At 69.2% G+C, this 16,151-nt stretch carries 11 protein-coding genes; 8 read left to right on the top strand and 3 right to left on the bottom strand.

What is annotated here, in order from left to right; translation table 11 throughout:
* The first annotated feature begins 5 nt into the window (after positions 1–5).
* Positions 6–467, top strand: coding sequence for a cobalamin-dependent protein (locus ACFWYW_RS41730; RefSeq protein ID WP_379623352.1), 462 nt, complete (start codon positions 6–8; stop codon positions 465–467).
* On the top strand, positions 464–1,822 hold the full coding sequence (locus tag ACFWYW_RS41725) for a methylaspartate mutase (RefSeq protein ID WP_379623354.1): 1,359 nt from the start codon (positions 464–466) through the stop codon (positions 1,820–1,822). Before ACFWYW_RS41730 ends, ACFWYW_RS41725 begins: the two co-directional genes overlap by 4 nt.
* Positions 1,823–2,122: 300 nt before the next feature.
* On the opposite strand, the gene ACFWYW_RS41720 is transcribed toward ACFWYW_RS41725, so the two are convergent.
* Positions 2,123–3,106, bottom strand: coding sequence for a LuxR C-terminal-related transcriptional regulator (locus tag ACFWYW_RS41720; protein ID WP_379623356.1), 984 nt, complete (start codon positions 3,104–3,106; stop codon positions 2,123–2,125).
* Between the two features lie 371 nt (positions 3,107–3,477).
* Here ACFWYW_RS41720 and ACFWYW_RS41715 point away from each other — a divergent pair, with 371 nt between their 5' ends.
* The 5 genes from ACFWYW_RS41715 (at position 3,478) to ACFWYW_RS41695 (ending at position 10,531) form a co-directional block, all read left to right on the top strand.
* Complete coding sequence (locus ACFWYW_RS41715; RefSeq protein WP_379623358.1) at positions 3,478–3,774, top strand: hypothetical protein; 297 nt, start codon at positions 3,478–3,480, stop codon at positions 3,772–3,774.
* Positions 3,775–3,776: 2 nt separating this feature from the next.
* A complete protein-coding gene (locus ACFWYW_RS41710; protein ID WP_379623360.1) occupies positions 3,777–5,990 on the top strand; it encodes a TOMM precursor leader peptide-binding protein in 2,214 nt (737 codons plus the stop codon).
* A 13-nt stretch (positions 5,991–6,003) separates the two neighbouring features.
* Positions 6,004–7,443 carry a SagB family peptide dehydrogenase gene (locus tag ACFWYW_RS41705; protein ID WP_379623362.1) on the top strand — a complete coding sequence of 480 codons (1,440 nt, stop codon included), beginning with the start codon at positions 6,004–6,006 and terminating at the stop codon, positions 7,441–7,443.
* A 208-nt stretch (positions 7,444–7,651) separates the two neighbouring features.
* On the top strand, positions 7,652–9,892 hold the full coding sequence (locus tag ACFWYW_RS41700; protein ID WP_379623364.1) for a sensor histidine kinase: 2,241 nt from the start codon (positions 7,652–7,654) through the stop codon (positions 9,890–9,892).
* Positions 9,893–9,925: 33 nt separating this feature from the next.
* A complete protein-coding gene (locus ACFWYW_RS41695; RefSeq protein ID WP_379623366.1) occupies positions 9,926–10,531 on the top strand; it encodes a DNA-binding response regulator in 606 nt (201 codons plus the stop codon).
* A gap of 10 nt (positions 10,532–10,541) precedes the next feature.
* On the opposite strand, the gene ACFWYW_RS41690 is transcribed toward ACFWYW_RS41695, so the two are convergent.
* Together ACFWYW_RS41690 and ACFWYW_RS41685 are read right to left on the bottom strand one after the other, a co-directional pair.
* Entirely contained in the window at positions 10,542–10,790 is a 249-nt protein-coding gene (locus ACFWYW_RS41690) for a hypothetical protein (RefSeq protein WP_379623368.1), read from the bottom strand.
* Between the two features lie 363 nt (positions 10,791–11,153).
* Positions 11,154–14,408, bottom strand: a complete 3,255-nt coding sequence (locus ACFWYW_RS41685; RefSeq protein WP_379623370.1) for a BTAD domain-containing putative transcriptional regulator — start codon at positions 14,406–14,408, stop codon at positions 11,154–11,156.
* A gap of 175 nt (positions 14,409–14,583) precedes the next feature.
* Between ACFWYW_RS41685 and ACFWYW_RS41680 the strand changes: the two genes are divergently transcribed.
* Positions 14,584–16,146 (top strand): MFS transporter, encoded by a 1,563-nt coding sequence (locus ACFWYW_RS41680; protein WP_379623372.1) that lies wholly within the window; start codon positions 14,584–14,586, stop codon positions 16,144–16,146.
* The last annotated feature ends 5 nt before the right edge of the window (positions 16,147–16,151 follow it).

Here is a 16,151-nt window from a genome sequence, read left to right as displayed (position 1 = left end):
GCATCATGCCCGTACTGCCCACCTCCGCCACCACCTCGCGAAACCGGGGAACCGTGGTCCTGGGCGTCGCCGCGAGCGACGCGCACGCCGTGGCCAACCAGCTCATCGCCGCGTCACTCCGCCTCGCGGGGTTCGTCGTGGTGAATCTGGGCGTGTGCACGCCGCTCCAGGAGTTCGCGGCGGCCGTGGACGACCACCCGGAAACGCTGGCCGTGGCCATCGGCAGCATGAACGGGCACGCGTACGACGACCTGTCGGATCTGCCCCTGCTGCGTGCGGCCGGTCGCCTGCCGTGCCCGGTGCTGCTGGGAGGAAATCTCGCAGTGGGCGGCGACGGGGAAACCGATCACGCGAGGCTGCGGGCGTTGGGCGTGGACCACATCGTCGCGGATCCGGCCGACCTGCCCGGTCTCCTGACGCGGCTCGCCGAGCGCGCCCGGCCGGACCGCCTGGCAGTGGCGCCGTGACGTTCGCCGGCATCGACGCCGAGGCGGGTGACGACGTCCCCGGCCTCGGCGCGTGCGTCGGCTACATCCGGGACCTGGCCAAGCCCTCCGCCGTGGATCTGCTGCGGGACGCGGCCCGCACCGGGCGGCCCGTCCTGCAGCCACGTTGTGGCGTGGGCGGGCACGAGGCGATGAAACGCCTGCTCATCGAGCTCGAAGAGCAGGCGGCCCCCGACCTGTTGACACTCACCATCGACTCGCACACCAGGTTGCGCCGCTTCGGGGAGGCGCAGCGGATCCTCGCGAGTGACCCGGCGCGGCTCAACGGCTACCCGCTCGTCAGCCACGGGTGGCGGCGGGGACGGGAACTCAACGCGGCCGTCCGCGCTCCGCTGCAGGTACGCCATGGCTCACCCGACGCGCGAGAGCTCTTCGTCACGGCGATCGCCTCAGGCATCACCTCCTTCGAGGGCGGAGGGATCTCCTACAACCTGCCTTATGTGAAGGACGTCCCCCTCGGTGAGTCGCTGCGCGCCTGGCGGGAGATCGACCGGGCCTGCGGGGTGCTGGCCGGGCATGGTGTCGTGGTCGAGCGGGAACTGTTCGGGACGCTGACCGCGGTGCTCATGCCGCCGAGCATCAGCCTCGCCGTCTCCATCCTGGAAGCGGTCGCCGCGGCCGGTGAAGGCGTCACGGCTCTCACGATCGCCTACCCGCAGGGCGGCAACGCCGTACAGGATGTCGCCGCCCTGCGTGCCGTCAAAGTGCTGGCCGGCAGGTACGTCGGTGACCGGGCCGCCGTGTTCCCCGCGTTGCACCAGTTCATGGGCGCCTTCCCCCGTGATCTCGCCAAGGCGGACGCCCTGATCCTGTTCGGCGGGATGGTGGCGACGTGGGGGAGGGCGGCCAAGGTCGTGGTGAAGACGCATCGGGAGGCGTTCGGGATCCCCGATCTCGCGGCGAACGTCCGAGGTCTGCGCACCACCCGGGTGGCCGTCTCGGGCTATCTCGGGGCCGGCTTCGGGGTGGACGAGGACGCCGTCGCCGAAGAGACACGGTGGATCTGCCAGGAGGTCGTGGAACTCGTGGAGCCGGTGCTCCAGGGCGGTGACCTGCTGAGCGGTATCGAGAAGGCGTTCGTCGCCGGGCGGCTCGATGTGCCGTTCAGCGCCAGCGTTCACGCGCACAACGCGGTCCTGCCGCGCCGGGACGCCACGGGGGCGATCCGGTACGCCGATCCCGGCGGGCTCCCGTTCTCCGCCACCACCCGCCGGCGCAACGACGACCTGCTCGCCGCCTCGCCGGGGCACGGCGTCATGAACCCCGCCGGCCTGATCGAGGCGATCCGGGCCGACGTCGAGCATTTCGCGACCTGAGGCGCCACGGCGACCGCCCAATACCCGCCGAGCCAGAAAGCCGGGCACGGAGAATGCCGGAGTTCTCCATGACAGGATGCGGAACTCCTGATGCAGCTTGCTGCAGCCGCCGCTTATTTTCTTTCTGTCGCCCGCGTCGCAGAGTGGTGAATGTATCAGGCACTGCGGGAAAATGGGGAGCAGCGAAATGGTGAAGCGAACTCTGGTAGCGGTGGTATCGCTCGGCAGCGCGTTCGCCGCCGCCGCGCAGGTCGTGAACTGCGGGGGAAATACCTGGCCAGGTACCGTCTAGACGGCCGGTCAGATCCATTCCTCTTCTTTGGCGCGCAGCGCGGCTTGGAAACGGTTCGCCGCACCGAGCCGCGCCATGAGGTCGGCGACATGACGCCGGTAGGTGCGCACCGATATATCCAGGGTGCGGGCGGCGATCTCGTCTTTGTCCGCCGTCGCGATGGCCGCGAGCACCCGTCTTTCCATTTCGGAGAGATCTGGTTTTCCGGTCGGCGGATCAATGTATTCACGTAGTTCCACGGCGTTCTTCCACAGGCCCTCGAAATAGATGTAGAGCTGTGAGACCAGCCCGGGTTCTCGCACCAGGAGCGCGCCGGCGGAGTCCTGGCGGGGGTCGATGGGAACGACGGCGACGGCGCGGTCGTACATCAGCAAGCGGTCCATGGGTTGCTCGGTGATCCGGATCTCCGCGCCCAGGTTCACCAGCTCACGCAGGTAGGAGACCATGCGCGGTTCGTCCAGTGCCCGCGGGTGGAAGATCTCCTTCATTCTGAGCCCCCGGCGCAGCGACCGCGTGTCGAGCGGCATCGCCGAGTCGATCATTATCTGGTTGAACGGGCCGCCCGGATGCAGGCACAGCGTCTCTTCGTGGCAGAGGAAGGCCAGATCGTCCAGTCGCTGGCGGACGCGCGAGCCGTCCTCCACCCGCTCGATGTCCAAGGCGCGGGTGTGATCGCCCGTGTGGGTGTCCTGCTGGAAACTGACGATGGCCTCACGCGCCGCGAACACCCTGCGTGTCTCCGCGTTGAGTTCCTCCAGGCGCCGCTCCACCAGGCGCTCGATGGCGACGCGCGGCTGGGTGGCGGTGATCCGGTAGCGATCGGTCAGGTCCAGCATGGACAGCCGGCCCAGCGTTTCGACGGCTTCCTCGACGGCTTCGAAATCCATGCTCAGCGCGTCGGGGACCGAGCTTATGCTCTCGCCTCTGTGCCGCAGGAAGTAGCGGTAGACCTGCTCGGCAGGGGCGGTGATGCCGATGACGGTGAGATCCATGGCTCACGGTCCCGCGCTCACGGGCAGCCCGCGCAACGCCTCGATCGCGGTCATGCCGGGACCTCCTTCAACGAGGCGATCTGGGAGAAGCACCTGCGGTAGTCGCCGAGGATGCGGTACGGCCACGCGTGGACCGGCCGCCTCGCGCTCCAGAGGCTGGCGGCCGGGGTGTCACGCGCCGTACGCTCTGTTCGGTTCCCGGGTCCCCGTTCGGCGGACGCTCAGGTGAGATGATCACGAGGGGCAGCCTAATGTGGATGTTCACCTTCACGTAGGACACCGTTCACGATTTCGACGTGAATCGGTCACATATGGACTGGTGAGTCGATAACTTCCCGGCAGCCCGCCGCTACCGCACAATCCTGGTTGACGTGATCGACCAGGCGGAGGTGGCGGAGATGACAGAGGTCAGGACGAGCGCCAAGCGGATCGAGGAGCAGGACTGGCGGTTCGCGGAGCTGGTCATGCGCACATGGTCCGAGCCGCGCCTGGCCGGCCGGTACCTCGCCGACCCGGTGGGTACCTTCGCCGACTTCGGCATCGTCATCACCAACGCCGCGGACGCCCCGCAACTCGGCGGGCGTCCCCTGAACGAGGCGGCCGTGACCATCCAGAACCTGGACCGGCCGGGCGCCAACGTCCCGGCCTGGCCGTCCGGCCGTGCGTGATCATGCCGGCCTCCAGAGCCATGGTGCTCGGCTTCAAGCGCCACGTACGCGTGGAAGCGACGGCGGGGGGAGGCGTCTACGTCCTGTCACCCGACGGGGCGCTCGCTCTTTCGGGCACGCACCTGCGCGAGGTGGTGACGCTGCTCGACGGCACCAGGACGCTGGAACAGATCTCACTCGCCCGCCCGCCCGGCCTGTCGCAGGAGGCGCTCGGTCAGGTACTCGGCCAGCTGTCGAGCGCGAACCTCATCGGGTTTCGCCCCCGATCGCAGGCGGGCGACGCGGCCGCGGCGGCGTACTGGGATCTGACCGGACTGGACCCCGAGCCGGGGCAACGCACCGTGGGCATCGTGTCGACGGGGGTTGGCGACATCGCGCAGGCGGAGGCGGCGTGCGCGAGTGTGGGACTGCGCCCCGCGAGCGGCGCCGCCGACCTCACGCTGGTCTTCTGTGACGACTACCTCGACCAGGAGCTGGCGGAGATCAGCGCTCGGCATCGGAGGTCGGGGCGAGCCTGGATGCCGGCACTCACCACGGGCCCGGTGACCTGGATCGGCCCCGTCTTCGCCCCGGGAACGGGGCCCTGCTGGACCTGCCTGGCCAGCCGGCTGCGCGAGCGAAGGTACGGCGAGAGCTGCCTGCGACGCGTGCTCGGCGTCGCGGGCGAGGTGCGCGGCCCGTTCGCGTCGTTGCCGGTGACCAGGTCGATCGGCATTCAGTTCGCGGTGCTCCAGGCCGCCAAGTGGCTGGCCGCAGGCAGCGGCGCGCAGCGCGACGACCTGCTCACCACGTTGTGGACCCTGGACACCACCACGCTGCGGTCGCGGCGGCACGTCGTCGGCCACCGGCCTCAGTGTCCCGGGTGTGGCGACCCCACGCTCGTCGCGAGGCTGACGCGGGCGTCCGTCGAGGTGCGCGCCCGGCCCAAGGCCGCGATGCGCGGCAACGGCCACCGCGCGCTGCCGGCTGAGCAGGTCTGGCAGCGATACCACCACCTGGCCGATTCGATCACCGGCATCACGGGCGACATCGAACGCGATCCGCGATCGCCGGCGTTCGTCCACTGCTATCTCGCGGGACACAATCGCGCCCTGCGCGCCGACAACCTCGACGGGGTCAGGGCGGGCCTGCGGGCACGGAGCGGAGGGAAGGGCGCCACCAGCATCGAGGCGAAGGTGGGTGCCCTGTGCGAGGCGGTCGAACGGTACTCCGCGTCCCGCTTCGGTGACGAGGAGACGACGGTCGACTCGATGCGCGGCCTCGGGGCACGGGCCATCCACCCCAATGACTGCCAGCTCTTCCACCCGCGGCAGTTCGGTGAGCGTGATCGCTGGAACGCCACGCACACGTTCTTTCATCAGGTCCCCGAGCCCTTCACGGAGACCACGGTGACCGAATGGACGCCGGTGTGGTCGCTCACCCGCCAGGAGCAGCGTTTCCTGCCCACCGATCTGCTCTACTACCGATCCGGCGGCAGGCTCTGGGCCGACTCCAACGGCAACGCCGCGGGGTCGAGCCTCGAAGACGCGATCGTCCAGGGCTTTCTCGAACTCGCCGAGCGTGACGCCGTGGCCATGTGGTGGTACAACCGCGCACGCCGTCCCGCGGTCGACGTGGACTCGTTCGGCGACCCGTGGATCACCCGGCTCCTGGAGCGTTACCGCGAGCTGGGCAGGACGGTATGGGTGCTCGACGTCACGAACGACCTGGGCATCCCCGTGATGGCAGCGATCTCTCGCCGGCTGGGCCAGGGGCCGGAGTCCATCATGCTCGGCTGCGGCGCGCATTTCGATCCCCACGTCGCCCTGCGGCGAGCGCTCACCGAACTGGGCCAGCTGCTGTCGGCCGTCGACCTCGGCGATCGCAACCTCGGGAAGTGGAGTACGGCGACCGCGACGGCGCACCCCTACTTGCTGCCGGAGCCCGCCCTGACGCCGCTGCGTGCGGGGGACTATGCCTACGCGCCGCGCCAGGACCTGAGCGACGACATCGGCCACATGCGCACTCTGGCCAGTGGGATGGGTGCGGAGCTGCTCGTGCTGGACCAGACGCGGCCGGATATCGGCATGCCGGTGGTCAAGGTCATCGTGCCCGGCCTGCGGCACTTCTGGGCGCGGTTGGGCGAAGGCCGGCTTTACGACGTACCGGCCAGGCTCGGATGGCTGCCCGCACCGAGGTCGTATGACGAGCTCAACCCCGTCCCGTTGTTTCTGTGAAGCAGGTGGAGATATGTGGTTCGCACTGTGGTCGTTCCGGGAGGACGTCTACCTGGACTTTCAGGAGAAGGGCCTGGCCCTGTCCGGCCGGTGGGGCGACCGGTGGCTGCCCATGCCCGCGCCGCCGGTCGTCGAAGCGTTACGCCGCATGTGCCTGGGACCGATCTCCTTGGAGAACGTCATCACCCGAGCGGCGGACGCCAAGGCGCTGAATCGCATACTCGTCCAGTTGCACCCGATGGTCATCCGTTCCTATGGCCCGGACAAGGGGCAGGCACTGCTCTCCGTGGTACCGATGTCCGCGCAGGCCCGGTTCCGGCCGGCCCCGCTGCGGCTGGAGGCTCCCGTGCGCCTTTCCCGCTTCGTCTCGATCGCCTCGGACGGGCGAGACTGGCGTATGGAGTCACCGCTCTGCCTCCATCGGGTGGTGCTCCATCACGCGCAGGCCATGTCCCTCGTGGGCGGGCTGAGCCGTCCGGCGCTCCCCTCGAAGCTGACCCCGATCAGCATGCGATTCGTCCAGTGCCTGCTCGACATCGGGATGGTGGTCCAGGCGTCGGGAACGGGGGACTTCGAGGAGGACGCCGACCCCGTGCACAGGGCATGGACCCCGCTCAACCTGATGTTCCACAGCAGGACCACGCAGGGGCGCCATGACCACGACTTCGGTCAGACACATCGGCTGAGCCACAGGGTGATCGAGCCCGTGGTCAAGCCTCCGGTGGGTGACAACCACGTGGACCTGCCCAGGCCGGGATGGCAAAAGCTGATCGCGACCGATCCGCCGCTCATCGCCGCGTTGGAGGCGGCCAACACGAAGCCGGCATGCGGCGGCCGGGCTCCCACCATCGACGATCTCGGCGAGCTCCTGTACAGAACGGTGCGGGTGCGATCGCTGACCGGTGACGAGGACGGAACCTCTACCCTCGCCACGAGCGATCGGCCCTACAGAAGCGCGGGTGGTACTTACGGGCTGGAGGTCTACGTCACGGTCAGTGCCTGTGCGGGGGTGCAGAAGGGCGTCTATCACTACGATCCGCTAGCCCATCGGTTGACTTTAGTAACGATTCGCGGAGACAAACTGCTTGAGAATAGCCGACAATCGGCGAACCTTGCCGCTGATCCGCCGGTACTCGTCACCCTCACCGCGCGATTCCGCAGGCAATCATGGAAATTCAACGGACTCAGTTATGCCCTCTTACTCAAGGATGTCGGCGCGCTAACACAGACGTTTCTCCTGGTGAGTGCGGCCATAGGGTTGTCGGCGGGTGTGCTCGACAGTAGTGACGTCGATGTGACGGCCGGCATTTTGGGGCTCGACTGGTTGAGCGAGTCCGGTGTCGGAGGGCTGGTGATAGGTGAGACATCCGACGACCGGCCTGACGATACTCAGGAGACCTATCCCGTAAATGACCGCGAGTGGTCGGCTTATGGCAAGAGTTTGATGTGCTGACCTTTCTGGCGCATAATCGAGCTAGCCGTTCGGCGGAGCAGGCAGCGCCTGACTGACGGCGGGGGTGCGCGGTGCGTCACCCGGCGGGAGGTGGCGATGGGGGGACGTATTGCGCCAAGGCTCCCCCAGGCAGTCGGTCCCTAGCGCTCGGGTGGCACGTATGTGGGTAAGCGGGGGAATCGTGGCGCCGGCGCCACGCTTGGCACTGGTGGTCACCGCCGGCGTACTCACGGGGTGGTTGCTGAACGCGGCCGTGAACGTCGTCAACCAGGTCTGGGGGTCGGTGGACGGGCTGGGCGTCTGGACCTTCGTCGCGTGTATGGCCGTCGCGTTCGGCCTGCAGGTCGCCCATTCGTTCGGCAGGCCGTGGTTGTGGCGGCCCGCGGCGAAGGCAGCCTCCCTGGGAACGCTGGCGGTCGTCGTCCTCGCTCCGACCCTGTGGATCGGTCCGTCATCCCTGCACATGCTCGCCCTGCTGGCGGCGTCGGTTCTCCTCGTGGCGCCTCTTCGGCTCGGCTGGCCGTTGTTCGCGTTGGTGTGCGCCGCCGGACTGGCGTTCACCTGGGCGTACGGGCTGGGCGCGGTGAGCTTCGTCTACGCCCTGGCCTACACCCCCGTGACGGGCCTGGCTCTCTACGGGATCAGTTTCCTCGCCACGCGCGCGGAAACCCTGGAGCACGGCCGCCGCTCGCTCGCCCTGGTCGCGGCGGCGCGCGAGCGCGTACGTATCGCCAGAGACCTGCACGACGTGGTCGGACACGACCTGCTCGCGTTCACCTTGAAGAACGAACTGGCGCACCGGCTGTTACCCGGCTCGCCCCAGCAGGCCGAAGCGGTGCTTTCCGAGGCGCTGCTGGTGGCGCGGCGGGCCACCGCGGAACTACGGACGATTCCACTGGGCGACCAGCAGCTGTCGCTGTCCCAAGAGATCACCTCGATCGAGTCCACGCTGTCGGCCGCGCAGATCGACGTCCACGTGAGCGCGTCGATCGACGGACTCACGCACGCCGTCGACTGCGTGCTGGCCGTCGTGCTCCGCGAGGCGGTCACCAACGTGCTGCGCCACAGCAAAGCCCGTCAGTGCACGGTGCAGGCCGATGTCCTCGACGGCGTGGCCAGGCTGAGCGTGGCCAACGACGGGGTCGGCGCCGAGGACCTGTCCACGAGCGGAAGCGGGCTGGACAACCTGGCCTCGCGCCTGGCCTCGTTCGCTGGACGCCTGAAGGTGAAGCAGGATCACGACTGGTTTCGCCTCACCGCCGAGATCACGCTCTCCGACCTCCCCCCGGAAGCGTCGGCCGGGCGAGCCGACCAGGCGAAGGGCGCTTCGCCGGGCCCGAACTCTCCCGTGTGGGCGCCGGCGGCGGTCCATCTTCTGACCTTGGCGGTCGTCCTCGGCTACATCCCCATTCTGGTGACCAACATGCTCTGGCGTAGCCCTCAGGGCTTTACGGCCGGGGTGGGGATCTGCCTGGCGGTCCTGCTGGCCACGCAACTCGCCCACACGTTTCTGGGCCCCGCGGGCCGGTCGGCGCCGATCTCCGCCGCGACGCTGACGCTCCAAGCCGTGGCGACGTTCCTGCCGCTGGTCTGGATGGGCGCGCTGTGGGGCTCGATGGCGGGTTTCCTGGCCGGCTCCATCCTGCTGCTCCTGCGGGGAGTCTGGCGCTGGGGACTGTTCGCGGCCGTGGGAGCGGTGGTGCTGGCCCTGGGCCTGGCGATCGAGAACGACACCGTGTTGCTGGCGCACTTCGTGCTCTCCACGCTCTACACCGGACTGATTCTGTACGGCCTGGCCTCCCTCTCGACGATGGTCGCGGAAAGCCATCGGATGCGAGGCGAGATCGTCCGGCTGGCCCAGGCGCAGGAACGCCTCGGGGCGGCGCACAAGGTGAACGACCTGCTGGACCGCGACCTCTCCATGATCATGTGGACCTGCGGCGAGGCCCGCCGGATCGCGGCCGCGGAACCGCAGCGGGCCCAGGAACACACGACGGACGTGCTGGTCGCCGCCCGCAAGCTGGTGGCCGAGGTACGCTCCCTGGCCAGCGGATACCGGCACGTCTCTCTTGCCAAGGAGATCGAGTCGAGCCGCGCGGCACTGCGTGCGGCCGGGATCGATTTCACCGTCGAGGTCACGGGTGACGAGATCGTGGGAGAGAACGACGTGGCCGCTGCGATGGTGCTCCGCGACGCGGTCACGATGCTGGTCCAACTGCGCGGTGTCACGGAATGTGTCATCAAGGTGAGCAGCGACGTCGACACCGTACGGCTGCGCGTCTCGCACGACGGCCCCCTGAACCCCGGCGACGACTCACTGACTCAGGTACGTTCCCGTGCTGAAGCGATCAACGGCACGCTGCGCACTACGACGGAGGCGGGTTGGTGCCATGTCACCGCCGAGTTGCCCGCCGGCGTCGGCACGGGTCGGCCGGCGGCCGCTGACTGACCTTGTTTCGAGTACGGCACGATAGGTGATCAAATGCTGAAGCTCCTTCTCGCCGAAGATGTCCAGATCGTGCGGGGCGCCCTGGTCGCACTTCTGGAGACCGAACCCGACCTCACCGTCGTGGCCGAGGTCGAGAGCGGTGACAAGATCCTTCCCGCCGCGCTCGAGACCCGCCCCGATGTGGCGATCCTCGACATCGACCTGCCTGTGGTCGACGGCTTGACCGCGGCGCAGCAACTGCACCAGCGCCTGCCGTCCTGCCGCGTTCTGATCTTGACGGGACTGGGCCGGCCGGGAACCCTGCGGCGTGCGATGGCGGCGTCCGTGTCCGGATACCTTCTGAAGGACACCCCGGCCGAACGGCTGGCCAGAGTCGTACGGGAGGTGGCCGCGGGCGGGCGGGTGATCGACCCCCAGCTCGCGCTGACCGCCTTCGAGATCGGTGACAACCCGCTGACCCAGCGGGAGATCGAAGTGCTGCGGCTCGCCGCGCAGGGCGCGGAGCCGCCGGAGATCGCGGCCAGCCTGCATGTGTCCACGGGCACTGTGCGCAACTACCTGTCCAGGATCGTCTACAAGCTCAACGCGCGTAATCGGGTGGACGCCATCCGCATCGCCACCGAAGCCGGGTGGTGCTGACCCGGATGACTCACCGCTGGGTCTCACAGGCCACCACGCTCAGGTGGCTGTAGGCCGGGTGCGTCAGGACCGGACCAACCTTGTCCAGCGCACCTTCGGCTGTGACGCCCCTGATGGTCAGGACGATCTCGCCGGAGTCGATGATGTCGAGCTCCGTGTGCCATTCAGCGGGAAGCGCCGCGATGATGCGGATCGCATCGGTCGGGGCACTGCCGAAGGACACGATTCCTGCCCTGCGGATGGTGAGTTTGGATTTCATCGGGCGCATCCGTGGATACTCATCGAAGTGCTTGCTTACCTCGATGGTGTCCGGCCGCGCCCGGTCGGGCCAGCAAGAACTGCTTCAGCTAGCTGCCATGGCACGGTAGGAAGTTGCCAGCGCACCCGCGAGCTCGGGAGCTGCGTCAGCGGGTGCGGTAGAAACCGGGGTACTCGATCTGCGGTTGTTCGCCTGCTCCGGTCACCGCATGGACCGACCGTTCCACCAAGCGCCACAGAGCCGGGGAATCTCCGTTCGTGGAAGGCCGGATCAGAGGCCACGAGATACTCGGAGGAGCGATTAACGAGTACCGCCGAGCCGCTTAGCTCGATCGGCGAAACCCAAGATCAGACCAGTCCCATGTCACGTGTCACCCCCAGCTGTCACCGTGAGTTCTGAGACCGCGCCGTGGGATGCCTGTCGGGGATCCAGGGCCCGGCCATGCTGGTATGCCTCAGCGTAGGCTTCCGGTCCCAGCGCGGCGATGGCTGCCGAGCGCGCCCGCTCGACCTCGGCCTGCTCGGTGGTGGGCAGCTTCGCTCTGATGGCCGTGCGTGCCGCGGCCGCCGTGCCCAAGTGGTGCGCGGCCTGGCGGGCCCGGCATGCCGCCGCCAAGGTCGCGGCCAGGCCTTCCAGCGCGCGGGCGATGGAGCGTAGAGATCCGGTTTCCAGTGCGGTGGTCAGCGCTCTGCTGTGTTCCCGCAGCGCTGTCTCTGTGTCTGCGCGCAGTTCGGCGATGCAACCGAGTTCGGTGAAGACCATCGCCAGGTCGACGGTGCCGGCTATGTCGCTCGCGTGTTCCAGCCAGTGGCGCAGATGCCGGTCCGCGGCCTCCAGTCGTCCTTCGCGGTGGGCGGCCATCCCGGAGCCGAGCTCGGCGGCGCGTTCTCCGTAGCTGTAACCGATCTCGGTGGCCAGCCGAGATGCCTGCTCGTGCAGGTTCCGTGCCTGCTCGAAGTCGCCGTGCGCCACTGCGCACCAGGCCAGGCTGGACAGCCAGGTCGAGACCTCTGGCCACAGACCTAGCTCTCGGGCGATGGACAGGGCCTGCCGGCCGATTCGGGAGGCCTCGCCGAAGTCGCCGTCGATCTCCGCGTGCCTGCTCAGCACGGCCATGGCCTGAAGCTGTCCCCATCTGTCCCCGAGGTCGCGGAAGAGCTGTAGGGCGTGCCTGCCATCGGTCTCATGCCGAGGTGAATTGCCCCGGCTCTGCTCCAGCCAGGCCCGGTTGGACAGGGCGACGGCGACGCCCCACAGGTCGCCCTGCTCCTGGAGTTCGGCCACCGCCTGGTCGAGCAACTCCATGCCTTGCGCCCGGTGCCGGTGCGCGATGAGTGCGGGGCCGAGGAACCATTTGGCCCTGGCTCGCGCGTTGTGGTCCGGCAAGCCGTCGAACTGCGCCAGGGCTGCGTTCGCACCGGCCACCGGGTCCGCTGCGCGCGGGTTCATGTTGTCCAGGCCGGCGTGCCAGGCCGCAGCGATCGCCCGCCGTTCCCGGCTGCCGCCCGGCATGGCCAGGGCCTCGGCGAGCAGCCGGTGTGCCTCTCCGAGTCGGCCGCGGATCCAGCGATACCAGAACGGGGCCGAGGCCAGGACCAGCGCCATGTCGGTGTCACGGCGGCCTATCGCAGTGGAGAAGGCGGTACGCAGGTTGGCCTCCTCCCGTTGCATGAGCTGCAGCCACTGGTGCTGCTCAGCGCTGCGCAGCATGGGATCTGCGCGCTGGGCGAAGCCGGCGTAGAAGCGCATGTGGCGCTCCCGTGCCGCCTCGGCCTGTCCGGACTCCTCCAGCCGCTCGGCCGCATAGGCGGCGATCGACTCGAGCAGACGGTAGCGGGGGCCGTGGAGAGTCTGCTGCACGCTCACCAGGGACTGCCCGACCAGGCGCGACAGCGGGGCGAGTACCCCGCCGTCCAGATGCTCCTCACCTTCGGCCACCGCCTGCGCGGCTTCCAGCGTGCATCCGTCGGAGTGCACGGCGAGATGACACAGGACCCGGCGCTCGGGCTCACCCAGCAGGTCCCAACTCCAGTCGATCACCGCGCGCAAGGTCTGCTGGCGGTGGGGCAGGGCGCGGTGGCCCTCGACCAGGAGGCCGAAGCGATCATCCAGGTGCGCGGACAGCTCCGGGAGCCCCAACACGCGGACTCGATGGGCAGCCAGCTCCAGCGCAAGCGGCAGTCCGTCAAGGCGATGGCACACCGACGCGACCACGGAGAGCGCCTCCGCGTCCAGCCGCAGGTCCGGCGCGACGGCCAGAGCACGGTCGGCGAACAGGCGTACGGCGCCGGGCGCGCTGTCGAGGTCCACCGGGGGCCGACCCGCGCCGGTCTCCAGCGGGGAGACCTCGAAAACGTGTTCCCCCTCCGCTCGCAGCGGCTCCCGGCTGGTCGCCAGGCAGCGCAGGCCGGGGGCTGCGCGCAGCAGCCCGTGGACCAGCCGGGCGACGGGCTCGGCGGCGTGCTCGCAGTTGTCCAGTACGAGCAGCATGCGGAAGGGGCGCAGCCGGTCGGCCAGATGCTGGAGGAGGTCTTCGGGGCTGGACACGGCGCTGCCGTCGCTGATCTCCAGGCCCGCGGCCACGGTCTCGGCCACCCGCTCGACCGTGGCCTCGGCGGGAGAAAGCGCACCGAACTCCACCAGCCGGATTCCATCCGGGAATTCCTCGTCGAGGCCGGTGGCGGCCTCCAGGGCGAGCCGGGTTTTGCCGACCCCGCCAGGGCCCGTCAGGCACACCAGCCGGGCCTGGCGCAGCAGGCGCCGCACCTGCTCGGTTTCGCGTTCCCTGCCAATAGTGCGGTTGACCGGGGCGGGGAGGTTCGACCGGGGACGCAGCGCGGACTCCCGCGGGGGCAGGGCGGGAGGCGTCGCGAGCCGGGGAGAGTGGCGCAGGATGTCCTGGTGGAGCGTGGTGATGTCGGGGCCGGGGTCGGCGCCCAGTTCCTCGGCGAGCTGGTGCCGCAGTTTCTCGTAAGCCTCCAGTGCCTCGGCCTGGCGGCCCGAGCGGTAGAGCGCGCTCATGTGTACGGCCAGCAGTCGCTCGCGCAGCGGATGTTCCTCCACCATGGGCCGCAGTTCGTCGGCGAGCGGGCCATGCTCGCCCAGGCGAAGCCGGTGCTCGGCCCGTTCTTCCACCGCGCTCAGCCGCTCCTCGGTCAGCCGGACCGCCGCGGCGACGGCGAAGGGCGTCTCGGGAAAGTCCGACAGCGCCGGCCCCCGCCACAGATCGAGGGCCTCGGTGAGCAGCGCGACGGCTTGCCCGGGCACGTCCGCGGCGCGGGCGCGGGCCATGAGCGTGCGAAAGCGCAGTACGTCCAGTTCGTCGGCGTTGACCGGGAGGAGATAGCCGCCGGGGACGCTTCGCACCCTGTTGCGTCCGCCGTCCTGCGCGGTGGCCAGGGCGGTACGCAGCTGGGAAACCTTTGCGCGCAGTACCCGCAGGGGGCTGGCCGGTCGTCGGCCGCTCCACACGTCGTCGATGAGGGCGTCGACGGTCGCCGCGCGACCTTCCCGGACCAGGAGCGCGGCCAGCAACGTTCGGACCCTCGTTTCGGGGATGCGGACCGTCTCGCCGCCGTCGTCCCGTACCTCCAGTGGGCCGAGTAGTCCGAATCGCATGCTGTCACGGTACCGCCGCTCTCCGTACCGGATCCAAACGGAGGACGGCCCCCGGCCCCGCTGCCGCCGGAGCCCTTCCGGAGCCGTTCCGGAAGGTAGGCCCTCGATGCTCGGTGATGTGAGGGCGGCCGGACTGCTTCGGTTCGCCGGCGACTCGTACGGAAGGAGACGTGTAGTGAGGACCACGGCGGACACCTTGCCGCAATCGCGTGCAGGGCGGCGGGAATGGCTGGGGCTCGGTGTCCTGGTCCTGCCCACGTTGCTGATGGCGATCGATTTGAGCGTGCTCCATCTGGCGCTGCCCCACCTGGCGGCCGACCTGCGGCCCAGCAGTACCCAGCAGTTGTGGATCCTCGACATCTACGGATTCATGATCGCCGGGCTCCTGGTCACGATGGGCACCCTCGGGGACCGGATCGGCCGGCGCAGGCTGCTGCTCATCGGCGCGGCGTGCTTCGGCGCGGTCTCCGTGGTCGCCGCCTACTCCACCGGACCGGAGATGCTTATCGCCGCGCGTGCGCTGCTGGGCGTGGCCGGGGCGACCCTGATGCCTTCGACCCTTTCCTTGATCCGGCATTTGTTCCCGCACGACGGGCAGCGGCGAACGGCCATCGCGGTGTGGACTGCCGCCTTGATGGGCGGGGTCGCCCTCGGCCCCGTCATCGGAGGGATGGTCCTGCAGTGGTTCTGGTGGGGCGCGGTGTTCCTGATGGGAGTGCCGGTCATGCTGGTGCTGCTCGTGGCGGGACCCCTGCTGCTGCCCGAGTCCAGGGACGCGAAGGCCGGACGGCTGGACCCGGTCAGCGTCGTGCTGTCGCTGACCTCGGTACTCGGCATCGTCTACGCGCTGAAGGCGGCGGCGACCGGCGGCTGGGGGGCGGCGAGCCTGACGCTGGTAGCCGGTGTGGGCCTTGGCTGGCTGTTCGTCCGAAGGCAGCGGACACTGGCCGACCCGCTGGTGGACCTGGCGCTCTTCCGGCGTCGCGTGTTCACCGTCGGCCTGGGCAGCCAGTTGCTGGGAGCCGTCTGCCTGAGTGCGTTCATGCTGTTGTTCGCCCAATACCTCCAGCTTGTGCAGGGCTTCTCGCCGACCGAATCCGGGTTGTGGATGATGCCCTACGCTCTGGCGACCGTGGCCGGCATGCTGTGCACTCCCGCGCTGGCCGCCCGGCTGGGCGAGACTCGGATCATCTGGAGCGGCCTGCTGCTGGCGGCGCTGGGGTTCGTCCTGCTGGCCCTGGTAGGGCTGGACGCGGGGCCGGAAATGGGAGCCGCGGCGGCCGTCCTCATCGGGCTGGGTGCCGCCCCGCTGATGGTGCTGGTGACTTCCATGGTCATCGCCGAAGCACCCCCCGAGAAGAGCGGATCGGCCGCGTCACTCACGGAGACCGGGCAGGAGCTGGGCGCCGCCCTGGGTATCGCCGCCCTCGGCGCCGCCGGCACGGCCATCTACCAGCGCCTCATCGACGGGGCCCTGCCGTCCGGGATTCCGAACCGGGAAGCCGCGGAGGTGCGGGAGAGCCTCGCCTCAGCCGCGTCGGCCGCCGACCGGCTGCCCGCCGAAGCCGCGGGGGACCTCCTGGCCGTCGCCCGTGACGCCTTCGGCACCAGCCTCACCCTGCTCGCCGCCGTGGCCGCGGCCGCGATGCTCACCCTCGCCGCCGTGACCTCCTTCTTCTTGGGTACGGCGGATCGCCGTACCCAAGACGCGGCGCACGAACGAACGGAAAGGAAGTGACCGCA

The organism is Nonomuraea sp. NPDC059023, assembly GCF_042740095.1.
Classification (GTDB): Bacteria; Actinomycetota; Actinomycetes; order Streptosporangiales; family Streptosporangiaceae; genus Nonomuraea.
Note: the sequence above shows the minus strand (reverse complement) of the source record. Positions and strands in the feature narration are given on the sequence as shown.